The sequence below is a fragment of the Laceyella putida genome (assembly GCF_042665195.1).
GTDB classification, from domain to species: domain Bacteria; phylum Bacillota; class Bacilli; order Thermoactinomycetales; family Thermoactinomycetaceae; genus Laceyella; species Laceyella putida.
In genome coordinates this window covers 12,188-26,436 of the sequence record NZ_JBHTBW010000019.1, presented here as the reverse complement: position 1 = coordinate 26,436, position 14,249 = coordinate 12,188, and the positions used below count along the sequence as shown (strand labels likewise).

14 protein-coding genes are annotated in these 14,249 nt (G+C 48.9%); 2 read left to right on the top strand and 12 right to left on the bottom strand.

The genetic code is table 11. From position 1 onward, the window contains the following. Nucleotide 1 precedes the first annotated feature (1 nt). The 5 genes from rph to ACFQNG_RS06435 form a co-directional block, all read right to left on the bottom strand. The gene (gene rph / locus ACFQNG_RS06455; protein WP_379864073.1) at nt 2–757 is read right to left on the bottom strand and encodes a ribonuclease PH; all 756 of its coding nucleotides are present in this window, start codon (nt 755–757) and stop codon (nt 2–4) included. Between the two features lie 129 nt (nt 758–886). Further along, a complete protein-coding gene (locus ACFQNG_RS06450) occupies nt 887–1,921 on the bottom strand; it encodes a GerMN domain-containing protein (protein ID WP_379864071.1) in 1,035 nt (344 codons plus the stop codon). Between the two features lie 148 nt (nt 1,922–2,069). Beyond that, nucleotides 2,070–2,897: a glutamate racemase gene (gene racE, locus ACFQNG_RS06445; RefSeq protein WP_379864070.1), complete on the bottom strand. Its 828-nt coding sequence runs from the start codon at nt 2,895–2,897 to the stop codon at nt 2,070–2,072. A gap of 84 nt (nt 2,898–2,981) precedes the next feature. Then, complete coding sequence (locus tag ACFQNG_RS06440; RefSeq protein WP_379864069.1) at nt 2,982–3,431, bottom strand: MarR family winged helix-turn-helix transcriptional regulator; 450 nt, start codon at nt 3,429–3,431, stop codon at nt 2,982–2,984. Nucleotides 3,432–3,593: 162 nt separating this feature from the next. Further along, on the bottom strand, nt 3,594–3,986 hold the full coding sequence (locus ACFQNG_RS06435) for a gamma-glutamylcyclotransferase family protein (RefSeq protein ID WP_379864068.1): 393 nt from the start codon (nt 3,984–3,986) through the stop codon (nt 3,594–3,596). A gap of 111 nt (nt 3,987–4,097) precedes the next feature. Here ACFQNG_RS06435 and speE point away from each other — a divergent pair, with 111 nt between their 5' ends. Continuing rightward, complete coding sequence (gene speE, locus ACFQNG_RS06430) at nt 4,098–4,946, top strand: polyamine aminopropyltransferase (RefSeq protein ID WP_379864067.1); 849 nt, start codon at nt 4,098–4,100, stop codon at nt 4,944–4,946. 206 nt (nt 4,947–5,152) lie between these two features. Here speE and ACFQNG_RS06425 read toward each other — a convergent pair whose 3' ends face one another. Continuing rightward, nucleotides 5,153–6,421 (bottom strand): cation:dicarboxylate symporter family transporter, encoded by a 1,269-nt coding sequence (locus ACFQNG_RS06425; protein WP_379864066.1) that lies wholly within the window; start codon nt 6,419–6,421, stop codon nt 5,153–5,155. A gap of 209 nt (nt 6,422–6,630) precedes the next feature. Between ACFQNG_RS06425 and ACFQNG_RS06420 the strand changes: the two genes are divergently transcribed. Beyond that, nucleotides 6,631–7,788, top strand: coding sequence for a peptidase C39 family protein (locus ACFQNG_RS06420; RefSeq protein WP_379864336.1), 1,158 nt, complete (start codon nt 6,631–6,633; stop codon nt 7,786–7,788). Between the two features lie 64 nt (nt 7,789–7,852). Here ACFQNG_RS06420 and fni read toward each other — a convergent pair whose 3' ends face one another. The 6 genes from fni to ACFQNG_RS06390 all read right to left on the bottom strand — a co-directional run bounded on the left by fni (nt 7,853) and on the right by ACFQNG_RS06390 (nt 14,178). Then, nucleotides 7,853–8,896 (bottom strand): type 2 isopentenyl-diphosphate Delta-isomerase, encoded by a 1,044-nt coding sequence (gene fni / locus ACFQNG_RS06415; protein ID WP_379864065.1) that lies wholly within the window; start codon nt 8,894–8,896, stop codon nt 7,853–7,855. A 278-nt stretch (nt 8,897–9,174) separates the two neighbouring features. Further along, nucleotides 9,175–9,999, bottom strand: a complete 825-nt coding sequence (locus ACFQNG_RS06410) for a DUF5412 family protein (protein ID WP_379864064.1) — start codon at nt 9,997–9,999, stop codon at nt 9,175–9,177. A 177-nt stretch (nt 10,000–10,176) separates the two neighbouring features. Further along, nucleotides 10,177–11,004: a YitT family protein gene (locus tag ACFQNG_RS06405; RefSeq protein WP_379864335.1), complete on the bottom strand. Its 828-nt coding sequence runs from the start codon at nt 11,002–11,004 to the stop codon at nt 10,177–10,179. Nucleotides 11,005–11,344: 340 nt separating this feature from the next. After that, nucleotides 11,345–12,358: a LacI family DNA-binding transcriptional regulator gene (locus ACFQNG_RS06400; protein ID WP_379864334.1), complete on the bottom strand. Its 1,014-nt coding sequence runs from the start codon at nt 12,356–12,358 to the stop codon at nt 11,345–11,347. Nucleotides 12,359–12,382: 24 nt separating this feature from the next. After that, nucleotides 12,383–13,237, bottom strand: a complete 855-nt coding sequence (locus tag ACFQNG_RS06395; protein WP_379864063.1) for a carbohydrate ABC transporter permease — start codon at nt 13,235–13,237, stop codon at nt 12,383–12,385. Between the two features lie 17 nt (nt 13,238–13,254). Continuing rightward, a complete protein-coding gene (locus tag ACFQNG_RS06390; RefSeq protein ID WP_379864062.1) occupies nt 13,255–14,178 on the bottom strand; it encodes a carbohydrate ABC transporter permease in 924 nt (307 codons plus the stop codon). Nucleotides 14,179–14,249 lie beyond the last annotated feature (71 nt).

The window sequence follows — 14,249 nt, the reverse complement described above, 5'->3', positions numbered from 1 at the left end:
GTTATGCCTTGCTTGCTTTTTCCGCTCCAATCAACTGCGCATCGTCACCCAACAGCTCTTTTTGCATCGCAATCAGTTGCTCTGTTCCCTTTTTCGCCAGCCTCAAAAGCTCATTTAACTGATCTGGGGAAAAGGGCGCTTCCTCACCCGTTCCTTGGACTTCAACGTATTTGCCCGCGCCGGTCATGACAATATTCATATCGACAATCGCGCTGGAATCCTCTTCATAACAAAGATCGAGGCAAGCTTGCTCACCCACAATACCCACGCTGGTGGCAGCCAAAAAATCCTTGATTGGTAACACAGGGAGTGTGCCATTTTTGACAAGGGGAATCAGTGCATCGACCATTGCCATAAACGCTCCAGTGATTGAAGCCGTTCTGGTTCCACCATCAGCTTGGATAACGTCGCAGTCGATCCACAGCGTTCGTTCGCCCAAAGCGTTTAAATCAACGACAGAGCGCAAAGCTCGCCCGATCAAGCGCTGAATCTCCATGGTGCGGCCACCCAATTTTCCTTTGCTCGCTTCACGGATCGTCCGGGTTTGAGTTGCCCGTGGCAACATGGAATATTCAGCGGTAATCCAACCCTTGCCGGAATTGCGTAAAAACGGAGGAACACGATCTTCGACTGTGGCGGTGCACAGCACGCGCGTATCTCCAACGGTTATGTAGACAGAGCCTTCCGCGTGTTTGATGTAATGGCGCTCCATCTCTACTTTTCTTAGTTCATCAAGTGCACGTCCATCTACTCTCAATGATGTCCCCTCCTGTGTGAAGTCCCTTAAGTATAGCATACCCCATGTCCAAATTCCGAATGAGAAAACAAAAAAGGGAATGACGTTACAATCATTCCTATGCAAATCCCCCTGTATCGCTTCGTTTTCCTACAATGATTGCGGATTGACTTTTTCCGGCCGATCAACTGGCTTCGTCAAACTCCCTTTTTCCCCAGCCACGGTCACATTTTGTTTGCCATTGACGGTCAGCTTCACTTTCTTCAATCCAGTGTTTTCGGTGAGCGACAGGACGATGGCGCCAATGGCATCTTTGGAAGCGCGGTGTTCTGCGCTGAACTGCAAGATTTGTTCACCCAGATCGGCGACAACCATGTTCTTGGCGATGTCCACTTTATTCACTTCCAATGTCTGATCAATCGCGCTGGATAAGCCGGACTGCTGTTTTGGTCCTTTAATCAGTTCTTTTAGGGTGGCTTGGGCCACATTTGCCTCCCGATTAATCATCCGTGTGACAGGGACATAATACACATGATTATCTGGTGTTTGCCCCAAGAAATAAAGGGTTACCGGCATGCTTTGGCCAATATCCACTCCTTCTTCCATCTCCAGGTTGATCCCTCGGTTGCGGGTCAGATGGAGTGCGGGCGTTTTCTTTTTCGGCATTTCGGCCAGCGGCTTCCCCTCCACCCAGATATTCACTTCTTTCACTTTTGGGAAACCCGTCAAGGCCCAAGTGACCGCGCTTAAGACTTTCTCTTCCATATCGGCGGGGTAATTGAGGAACTCTTTGGAAAAGTCGATGGTGGCGGTGCCATCTTGGATATTTAAGCCCTTGATTTTGGTTCTCTGTGGCAAAATCGGCTCAATCCCGGCAGGCAAAAGATGGGCCCCCGGCTCCCCTTTCACCATAAAGCGCATTGCTTCTTTCGCAATCTGTTTGCTGGCTGGCACATCCACCGTATAAGGGATGACATACCCGGCGTCGGTCAAGAAATACAGCTCCGTCCCCCGTCCCTGTTTTTGCTCCGCTTGTTTGGCGGCCACTGGTTCGGCATCCAATTTTGCTTGGGTCGGTGGCGGATCGATCGCTTGGGATGTGGGTTTGGATCCCCAGGTACAACCGGCAAGTATCAACGGCATCATCAGGAAAGCGATCGAGCGCTTTATCATCGGGTTTGGCATAAAAATCCCTCCAGGACAAGTCATGTTAGTAACATGTATACGAGCCTGGAGGGATTTTAGCACTCATCGGTCCATGAATTTTTTTTGCCACGGACGCACGTGGGTTGATGGTTTTGATGGGCGTCATGCGCAGCTCTGGACCATCGCCTTATCCCAACGGACTTTCACTCGTCTTGAGGACAATTTGCTCTACCTCAACGGGATAGCCAAACCAATCCTCGGCGATCTGGGCGAATGGCGCCGCATCGCCAGTGGTAAAGAAACGATGACGCGGCACTTTCAAATGGGTCAACAACTCTTTATGCTGCAGAATCGTGCTCAGCTCCGCCGCAGTCTCTTCCGCCGAACTGATGATATTCACATCGGGGCCCATCGCCTTTTTTACCGCGTCCGCCAATAGCGGATAATGGGTGCAACCCAAAATCAAGGTGTCCAGATGGGTTTTCTTAAGCGGCTGCAAAGTGTCGTGAACAATCTGATCAGCAAGCGGCGTATGGCGGTACCCGCTCTCCACTAAAGGAACAAACGCTGGACAGGCCAAGCTGTGTACCGTCAGACGCGGATGAATCCGACGCAAAGCTTTCTCATACGCTCCACTCTCCACCGTCCCTTGTGTCCCGATCACTCCAATAATATGGTTTTGGGTCGCTTTGATCGCGGCACGTGCGCCTGGATCAATCACGCCCAACACCGGGATGGGCACTTGTTCCCTTACCTCTTGCAATGCGGCCGCCGTCGCTGTATTGCAAGCGATGAGTATCGCCTTGAGTGGATGGGCCATCAGAAACTCCACGATTTCCAAGGTATAACGTCGTACTTCTTCGGGGCTGCGCGGACCATAAGGACAACGCTTAGTATCCCCCACGTAATAGATCGTCTCCCGAGGCAGTTGGCGCATCACTTCCCTGGCAACGGTTAGTCCCCCGACTCCTGAGTCTAAGATTCCAATGGCACGTTCCGTAGCTGAAACCGTCATGGTCAAATTCATCCCCAATCGTCATTTCTCTATCCAATCCATTATATAAAAAAAATCTCCCTCTCAGCATAAGAGGGAACTGATTCAACTTTTTTTCATCTCTTCATGCAAAACAGAGAGGTGCTTTTTCATCTTCAACGCTTCTTCATCGGATAAATGAGATAAAATTTCGGCAAGATATTGACGGCGCGCTTGCAACACTTCATCAATAATCTCTCTACCTTTTTCCAGCAGGTGAATCCGCACGACGCGTCGGTCCCGTTCATCCCTTACTCGCTCAACCACCCCGTTTTTCTCCATGCGGTCAATCAAGTCGGTCATCGTGCTGCAAGCCAAAAACATCTTCTGGCTCAATTCACCAATCGTCATATCACCCTCATCAGATAACCATAAGAGGGCATTGAATTGTGGCGGGGTAATGGGAAAATGATTTAAAATATCTCTTCCTTTTCGCTTCACGATCACACTGATCTCACGCAATAGACGTTCAATCTCATTTACCGTTTCTGGTGACAAGGGTTGATGTGTATTCATAAGCACTCCTTTGTAACCTTGAAAGATAAGGTTTGTTGACAAAAAGTATATAAAAAAAAACCGTTGCTGACAAATCAGATCTGATCCGTCCCGATTGAAGTAGGGGCTGGATATTTCCTATAAGATTAATATAATGGCCTTCAAATGAACGAATTCAATAAATTATTTCATATTAACATAAGCAACCCAATCCCCTGAAGCAACCTTCTTCCCCTTCTGCTTCAAACGCTCGACGTCGCGATAGTAGTAGGTATAAGCGGTCTGTTCCCCTTCCGGCGTTCTCACTTTGAGCGAGATCCGCTCATACAGGTTATCTGGATGATTGGGACCATTGTAATCTTCCAAACGGTCGACCCATCTCAATTCTTGTTGGGTGATTTGATAAACTTCCCCCCATACTCTCCCTTCACCGGCAATCAAACCCGGATACCCTTCACCCGTGTCATAGAGCACGCCATTCACCCAAGCTTCCTTGGCAACCAAACGCCCTCGGCGCAAGAGCGGGGCATTGTACATCCCTTGGCGCAAACTTCCGTATACGAACAGAAGAACCATCTTGTTCACTCCTTTTTTATAGCAAAACAGAATCTCCCCTGCAAAAATGCCAATACATCTGCTAAAATGATTTTTTGTAACTTGAATTAGATCAAAGGAGGTTGTATCCGCATGAACGAAATGCCAAAATTCTTGCAACGAATCAATGGAGATCTATGGCTGGTGGAAGATGAACGGGAAAACATGAAGATCAGTTATCGCATCAAAGATGTGATCTTCTCTGCCCCATCCGAATTTCAACATGTCATGATTTTAGATTCCTACGATTTTGGCCGCATGCTGGTATTGGATGGTGTAGTACAAACCACTTCCTTAGACGGACATATCTACAATGAAATGATTACACATATCCCGCTGTCAATCCATCCCCATCCCGAGCGCGTCCTCATCATCGGTGGTGGAGACTGCGGAGCGGCGCGTGAGGCGGCCAAATACGACCACATCCAAGAAATCGACATGGTTGAAATCGACGAGCTGGTCGTGAAAGTGTGCAAAGAGCATCTTCCCGCTGTTTCCGGCAACCTAGCGGATCCACGTGTCCATTTCATTTATGCAGATGGGATTGAGCACGTAAAAAAGATAAAAAATCACTATGACGTGATCATCGTCGATTCCTCAGACCCCATCGGCCCGGCCAAACAATTGTTTGAGTATGACTTTTATCACGACATTCGCGATGCGCTGAAAGAAGATGGCTTGATGGTTTGCCAAAGCCAATCTCCACTGTTTCACCGCAATGTCATGGAACAAACGATTCGCCATGTGAATCGCTTATTTCCGATCACCAAGGTATACACAGCAACCGTGCCAACCTATCCTGGCGGATTCTGGAGCTTTACCCTTGGCTCCAAAAAGCATCATCAACTGCCAGCGCAACCGTTCAACAAAAAGACAAAGTATGTAAACGATGCGATCCTGCGTTCCTGTTTCGAACTGCCCGAGTTCTTGCGCACAAAATAATTCATCCATCACCGGAGCAACCAAGTTCATGCGAACGGAAAAATCACAGCCTGTTGAAGCCGAGATGAGAGCCAATGTCGAACGAGAGGGGTTAGCCGAGCCGCTCATCGTTCGACACATTCTTTTTTAGAAAAACGTTCGCCAACAGGCGTTGGTTCGTTAAGATTTTTGCGTTGCTGTTGGATCAACGGGTGACTACGTTTCGCTTAAGATACGTTTTTGAATGTGCGGGCGGCATAGCGATTGGCTTTCTCCGCATCATAGGCTTTCTCCCATTTGGAGATGATGATTGTCGCCAAGGAATTGCCAATCACATTGACTCCCACCCGTGCCATGTCGAGAATCCGGTCGATCCCGGCGATAAAAGCCAAACCTTCCGGCGGAAAGCCCATCGCGCTTAATGTGGTCACCACAACCACCAGAGAAGCTCCCGGCACTGCTGCCATTCCTTTGGAAGTGACCATCAACGTCAGCAGCAGCGTGACTTGCTGACCCACAGACATGTCTAGGCCATAAAGTTGAGCGATGAACACCACCGCCACCGCTTGATAAATGGAAGAACCATCCAGATTGAACGTATATCCGGTCGGCAAGACAAACGAGGTGATCGCTTTCGGGCAACCGTAACGTTCTAGCTTTTCCATCAATCGGGGCAAAACCGTTTCCGAACTGGCTGTCGTAAACGCGAGCAGGATCTCATCCTTTAACAATCGACACAACTCCCACAACCTGACCCCGACCGCTTTGGCCGTCAATCCAAGCACAACCACCACAAAAAAGAGCAACGTCCCATAGACGACCAACGTAAGTTTACTTAAGGGAATCAGTGATTTCACGCCGAATTTGGATACGGTCACTGCGATCAAGGCAAACACGCCGACAGGGGCCACCCGCATAATTATATGGGTAATCGTAAACATGGCATCAGCCACCGCCTGCATCACGCGCAGCACCGGCTCCCCCCGTTGGCCAATTGCCGACACGCCCAAACCGAACAGGACAGAAAAGAAAATAATCGGCAGCAATTCCCCTTTGGCCAATGAATCAAACAAATTGCTGGGCACAATGTGCACAAGCATTTCCACAAACCCTTGTTGACCCGCTTCATTTGCCGCGGCTTCTACCTTCTGGATATCCCCCTTTTCCAAGGACCTCATGTCCACGCCTGTACCCGGCTGAAATAAGTGTGCCGCCAAGATACCCAACATTAAGGCAACAGTGGTAATCAATTCAAAATACAAAATCGTTTTGCCGCCCAATGTCCCGATTTTCTTCGCATCCCCAATCCCGGCAACCCCAACCACGATCGTGGAAATGACTAAGGGGATGACAATCATCTTAATCAGGCGGATAAAAGTATCGCCCACCGGTTTGAGGGATGTCTCCACCCCGGGTGAACCATAAAAGAAAGCACCCACGGCAATCCCCAGCCCCAATCCGATAAAGATCTGCCAAGCCAAACTGATTTTCTTCATCGACTCACTCCCTTTATCTAAAAAAACAACCATTTCCCCATATTTATAACACTGATCCCCTCATGGAAAACACCCATTATGACAATAAAGAGAAAATAAATTATTTTTCGTCAATCGATTTATTTGCATACTGAATTATTATAAAATATAGTCAAATCCCCATTGACCATTCTATTCTCACCACCCTTAGGAGGGAGTTTCCGTTGCGCATGTGGTTTGCCTCTTGTGTCGCATTGGTCTTTTCGTTTAGCCTATTTCTCGCCCCCGCTTCCGCCACAACCATTACCTCAAGCAATAAAAAATATGTGGAAGTGACCCGTTTCTTCTCCGGTTCATTTTCCGGAACCCGCGTCACCGGCTCGCAATTGCAATTAGACGCGAGACGGCTAAAACAAGGAACGGATTCAACAGGCCGTTACAATCAAGGCTCCTATTATTACGGGCAATGGACTTCCCCTGTCACTAGCCATTCTTTCAATGAAGCGATCGCTTCCTGGCAAGCGAGTACGCCGGTCGGTACTTGGATCGAACTCGAACTGCGCGCCCAGGTGAATGGCGTCTGGACGAAGTGGTATTCCATGGGCGTCTGGCTTGAACACGATGAGCCTTTCAAACGTCATTCGGTTTCCGGGCAAGGGGATACCCATGGCAGTGTCGCCACGGATACGCTAATCCTGAAAAAAACGGCGACCGCTTATCAAACGCGGATCAACCTGTTTACAACCGATTCAGCGAAAACCCCCGTTTTGCGAGCTTACGGTGTTTCTCTCGCCAATGGCTATGACCAGCCCGGCACCGTCCCCAGTCTTGGCGTAAACAAAGCGTTAGATGTCCCAATGCGTTCGCAGATGGTCTTCCCCGATGGTGGGGAAGTCTGGTGCTCCCCCACGTCCACTTCGATGGTAATGGCATACTGGGCACAAGTGACGGGACGCTCGAAATGGAACCAACCGGTTCCCCAAGTAGTTAACAAAGTGTGGGATTACGTGTATGACGGTGCAGGCAACTGGCCTTATAACACGGCGTATGCCGCCTCCCAGGGCCTCAATGCCAAAGTGGTTCGCTTCAGCAGCTTAAGCCAAGTGGAACGATGGATTCAAGCGGGCGTCCCGGTGATTGTCAGTATAGCCTATAGTCAAGGAGAATTGCCCGGCACCCCCATCCCCAGCTCCAACGGGCATCTCCTCGTCATTCGTGGCTTTGACCAAAACGGGAATGTATTGACCAACGATCCCGCAGGCCCTGCCGACGATAAAGTGCGGATCACGTATAGCCGAACGGAATTTGAGAGTGTATTCCTAAAACACTCCAATGGGACGGCTTATCTCATTTATCCCCGGGGCTGGAGCACGCCCCCCCGTTTCTAAAAAGAGCCAAATGAATGCCGAAGCATGATGCAGATGCTTCGGCATTCATTTGCGCGTGGCCGCTCTATTCTTTTATTTTTTCCATTCTTTCCGTGTTCTTCAATTCCTTGATGGTGCGAATCCCGGTGGCAAACATGGCCATGCGCATTTCCAACTCAACCTGTTCCAACCGCCGGATCAACCCGGCTGGATTCTGAACGGCGGACTGTAACAGCGTGCGGCCAAATCCGACCAAATCCGCTCCCAACGCAATGGCTTTCGCCGCTTCCACTCCGTTTTTCACCCCTCCGCTGGCAATGATCATCGCTTCCGGAACTAGATGACGCACTTCCAAGATACATTGGGAAGTGGGAATCCCCCAATCGACAAAAGCGTCTGCCGCTTCAAACCGCACGGGTTCATGCGAACGGTATTTTTCCACTTGGCTCCATGACGTGCCACCCGCACCAGCCACATCAATAAACGCGACTCCCCGCTCAACCAACGCTTTGGCCAATTCACCGTGAATCCCCCACCCCACTTCTTTTATGCCAACAGGCATTTCCAGCGTACGGCATAGGCGCTCAATCTTATCCAATAATCCGCTGAATTCGGTATCTCCTTCCGGTTGAAACACTTCCTGCAGTGGATTGAGATGCAAAATCAGCCCATCCGCTTCAATTTGCTCAACTAAGCGCAGACATTCATCCACGCCCAATCCTTTATTCAGTTGCACAGCGCCGACATTGGCCAAGATCGGAATATCCGGTGCCACGTGCCGCATTTGAAACGTCTCCATCGCCTCAGGATATTCCAGGGCAACCCGCATCGAGCCCAGTGCCAAGACCCATCCGCGCGCTTGCGCTGCCATCGCCAATTGTCGATTGATTTCCCCCGTTTCCTTGGTTCCTCCCGTCATGGAACTGATCAATAAGGGAGTTTTTATGCGCTTGCCCAAAAAAGCCGTCTCCAAAGACACATCCGCAAAATCGCATTCCGGCAAGGCTTGGTGGCGAAAACGGTAACGCTCAAAACCAGTGGTAATTGATTTGCCCGTCACATCCCGCTTCAACACGATATCGATATGTTCCGATTTGCGACGCTTCGTCCCTTCTTGTCGCTCAAGCATCCACTTCATCCCTTTCGTTTAGCCGTCATCTGCTATGAGTAATATCTCCAACCCGTTAACGTTTGAAACCTGCCTTTCCTCACGATGGCCGTCCACAGGTGTGTCTCCGGGAGTGGGGAAACACAAAAAATGCCCGCCATCCGACATGGCGGGCATCCATTGGTTTCGCGCGAAACGATCGCTCCACAAGACATATTTCAAACTTTCAGCATTCTAATCATGTCCGTGCAGATGCATTTCAACAACCTCTTCCAACGAATGGAATCGACTCCGCTTTTTCACTGCCGCTCCGTTATGCGCTCCAAGTCTTGGCCATTCGTCAGGTTCGCTCTATCTGTAAAAATATTCAGGCTTCTCCCTTCAATCCTCACCATGTGATTATTTAACCAAGTCCCATCGGGCCAACACTCATCCTCTTCCAGATAGATTTCCCGTGAGGGAAGGAAAGGATTGTCGTTACTGGTCACCTTCACCCGCGCCACACATTCGGCGGTGATGCGGGAGCCATGATTGACGGCGATGGTCATCCGGTATTTCCCGTCAGGAGAGTCCACCTCTTTGATCACATCATCGCGCACGATGATCGTCACCAAGAAAAAGGGCTGGGTAAACAAGAAGATCGCTCCGAAAACAATCATGCCAATCGCCGTAATCACCCGCGTCCCCCCCCTCCGCCAGTGGTCGGTCCGTTCGCGAATCCATTCGGAGAAAGGGACTCTCAACCGATAGTCCACGTACCAATACCCCATAAAACTGCTCAGGAATAACATTTTCAAGAGAAGATCCCCCTGATACAACACCACGAGATAGAAGAGTGACACCACCAGATGCAAGGTGAGGGATAAGATGGCCCGATTGGGACTTAGTTTCAGCAGGATCAGGTAGTCTATCCAAAAGGTGAGCGGAAAGATCACCCCATAGGTAAAGAAAAAATACGACAGCACGATGACACTCCAAGGGATGGAATGGCCAGGGTACACAATGATCACCAAATTCAACACCAGCCATAAGAAAAAGCAAGAGTATCCTTTTCTGATCATATGTAGACCAAAGGATGAAAACCCCTGCGCCTGCTGAGTGCTTTGTATGACAATCGCCTCCACGGGTCGCCCTCCTTTGACAAAATCCCGTCTATTAATGCCGCTTCATTCTCCATTGTTCGCCTTTCGGTTGACAGAATCCTTTTTTTTGCAGGGATACTGCTTTTTCCAATTTCAGGAGAAACAACAATAAAAAAACCCCTTTTGTCGCCCCGGCGGGGCTGAAGGGGTCGTCGCTTTCTAACCGTCTCTCCGAAAGTATCCCATCACTTCGACGGTTTCCATGACATTGACAAACGCTTTGGGATCCGTTTCCTTAATCAACCGTTTCACTTCCGCCAACTCATAACGCGAAATGATCATAAACAATACCTTCCGCTGTTCACGGGTATAGGCGCCTTCACCATCTACGATCGTGATCCCCCGCACCAACTTGGAAATGAGATGCTGTTTTACGTTTTCTCCGTTATTGGTGATAATCATCAAGGTCAGTTTTAAATGTTTCGTATGAATCGCATCAATCACTTTGCCGGAAACAAAGATGGACAGCATCGTATAAAGGGCGCTATCCCAATTGAAAATAAAGCCGGCCACAAAAATCACGACCGCGTTCATTGCAAAGGTTAGGGTTCCGGCGGGAAGCTCTTTTTTCCGTGTCAACATAAAGATGATGATATCGAAACCACCGGTTGAAGCGGATGCCCTGAAGATAAAGCCCGTGCCGATCCCAGCCAATACCCCGCCAAATACCGAAGACAAAATGGGATCTGACGAAATCGGCTTAATGGGTATTAACAATAAGGCAATGGAGGTCACCGTAACGGAAAAAATGGTATAAAACATAAAACGCTTGCCCAGCTTATAAAATCCGAGCACCATGAGCGGAAGGTTCAAAGCATAATTGATAATCCCCGTGTTAATGGGCGTAATTAAAGCCAGCATCATCGAGATGCCTGAAACGCCGCTGCTTAAAATCTTGTGTGGCAATAGAAACATGTTCCAAGCAAACGCAATCAAAACCGACGACAAAAAGATGTTCACGAAGTTAAAAAAACGAAATTTAACCATATCCATCACTTTTTCCAATCCTTTGATATCCAATCAATTCATCCATGAGTATACCACTCGGACCAATCATTCGGTATGTAGACCGTGCACACATTTTCTTACCCATTTATTATACACTCTGTATGAAGGGTCACCCATCCCTATCTATATGGTTATCGTTTCCCAATGGTGTTGTGGACTAATCGACAAAATCGGAACTCCTTCTCCCTACATTTGGCGAGAGAAGGAGTTCCCATTGCGTTGATTAGGTTCGATTCCGCACATCAAACATTCTTTATCATCGATGAGTTTTTCCGAAACCGCTTTCACACAAAGCCAAAAACCGGGTGCAAACCCCAGCTTATTCCACCCTTCCTCCACAAGATTGGCGTATGACCAGTTCCGGTTCAACCATAACGTTGCTTGATTGCACTTGATTTTTAATCAAATCAAACAACATAAATGCCGCCAACTTGCCAATTTTCTCTTTGTTTTGCCGAATCGTGGTCAAGGTTGGATCTGAATACTGACAAGCATGAATATCATCGAAGCCGATCACCGCAACATCGTCAGGCACAGACAGACCCGCTTCCTTGATCGCGCGAATCGCCCCAAAGGCCATCAAATCGGACGCCGTATATACCGCTCGCGGATAAGGCCGTTGTTTGAGCAGATGTTTCATCGCCTCATAGCCGCTTTGCTCCCGATAATCCCCGTACTGAATCCACTCTTCCCGCACCGAAATGCCAAACTGGTTCAATGCCTGGATATATCCTTCCTTGCGAGCATTGCCAATGTCACAATCTCTCTGTCCACTGATATAGGCAATGGAGCGATATCCCGCCAGATAGAAGTGTTCCACCACAATGGCCGAAGCCTTTCGATTATCCGTCATGATAAAGCCGGACTTTTTCCCAGTCAATTGGATGTCCACACCGATGCAGGGCAAATCGCTTTGATCTAACTCGGTAATGGCCGTTTCGATATCCATCCCGTTGATGATGATGCAACCATCCAAGCGAAAATACTGACAGCGAGCCAGATAATTCTCTTGTGAGTTGCGAAATTTCTCATTGGAAAAAAACAGCAAGTCATAACCCAATTCGCCAATTTGTTTTTTAAAGGCGTTCACCACTTCAACAAAAAACGGATGAGTCAGGTCGGCATTGATGTTGCCCGCATAGATCACCCCGATGAGATTCGTCCGTTTCGCCGACAGGGTCTGCGCGGAAAAAGCGGGCTGATAGCCCGTCTCTTCCACGATTTGCAAGACTTTTCGACGCGTCTTCTCACTCACGTCCGTATAATTGTTCAAAATCTTCGATACCGTGGCCCTTGACACACCAGCCATGCGGGCAATGTCTTTAATCGTGATTTTCATCCCATTCCCCTTCCTGTCTTACTTGACAGAGCCTTGCGTCAGTCCTGAGATAAACCATTTATTAAAGAACAAGAAGACGATAATCAACGGCACGGTCGCCCAGAAAGTGCCCGACAGCATCATGCCATAATCGGTAAAGCGCACATCGTTTAAGGAACGAAGGGCGATCTGCAACGTTTGGAGTGAATTGTCGGTCAACACGGCGGCCGGCCAGATGAAATCATTCCAAATCGCCATGAAGTTGATGATTCCCAACGTGGCAAACGCTGGCAAAATCGCTGGGACAACAATGTTCCAGTAGATCCGAAAATGGGAACAGCCATCCATTTTCGCCGCTTCAAACACCTCATCAGGCACGGCATCGGAAATGTACTGGCGCATCCAAAAGATGCCGAACGCATTGACGAACCCCGGCACGATCAAGGCTTGGATGGTGTTGAGCCACCCTAGTTTCGACATGATGATATAAGAGGGGATCAAGCCCAGCTGGGTAGGTACCATCATCGTGACCAAAACCAGGCCAAACAACCATTTTTTCCCCGGAAATCGAAGCTTAGCAAAAGCATATCCCGCCAGTGAACTTAAAAATAACACGCCCAAGGTGGAAATGGAAGAAACGATGACTGAATTGACAAAAGCGCTTATGAAATCAATATTGCCCAGCACTTTCTGAAAGTTCCCGACCAGCTGCAATCCCGGAAGCATGGCGGGAGGGGTATCGTTGATCCGGTCTGAAGTATTGGTGCCGATGACAAACATCCAATAAAACGGAAAGAGTGAAACGATCGAAAACAGAGTCAAACAAACATAAAGAATGCCTCTCGCCAGCCCCCGTTGGCCATGGCCACCTTCTTTTAAAGCAGTTGCACGCATGCAAATTCCCCTCCTTTTTAAGCCGCGTTCCCGGTTCGTCCGGAAAGTTTGAGATTCAGCGCGGAAAACAGCGCGATGATGAGGAACAAGATAATCGCTGAAGCCGAAGCTGTGCCGAAGGCACTATTGGCAAACGCTTCTTTCCAAAGATACAGCACAATGGTCATGCCCTCTTCACGAACCAAATTGACGTTGCCATAAAAGACAAGCGGCTCCACAAACAATTGCCAAGCCCCGATGGTAGAGAGGAACGTGACAAACACGATGACAGGCCGCAACAATGGAAGTGTGATAAAGCGAAATTGTTGCACAGCCGAAGCGCCGTCAATGGTGGCCGCTTCATAGAGGTCGTGAGGAATGCGCTGCAATCCAGCCAAGAAAATAATCGTGTTGTACCCGACCCAGCGCCAAAACACCATCACCGATATGGCCACCTTCACCGCCCACTCTTCTTTTTTCCAGAAAATCTGCTCAAACCCGAACAGGGAGAAGAAGGAATTGGCCAGCCCCGAGGGGTGCTCACTAAAAATCACGCTAAACACGAGGGCGACCGCCACCGTAGAGGTAACATACGGCATGAAGATGGCGATCCGAAAGAGGTTTCGAAACCGCAGCCAAGCGGCGTTCAACAACGCGGCCAGAGGGATCGCCACAAGAATCTGCGGCAACGTGCCAAGCAAGCCCAAAATGACCGTGTTGTAGATGGAACGCCAAAAGAGCGGGTCACTCATAATCAATTGAAAATTGGCAAACCCGACAAACTTCATCTCCCCCAAGCCGTTCCAATTTTGAAAAGCGAGATAAAAACTGTACAACATAGGGAATAGTCCAAAAATCGCAAACAAGATGAAAAAAGGTGAGATATAAAGCAAACCCGCTGTCGCTTCTTTCCTTCGTTCACTCCAATATGACGGTTTGACCGGAGTCGGCACGGTTTTCACTAGCGTTCACCCTTTCTTGCACTTGTCTTAAAAACAAAAGGGGGAGGGGGCGCTCCCCGTCATCAGCACTC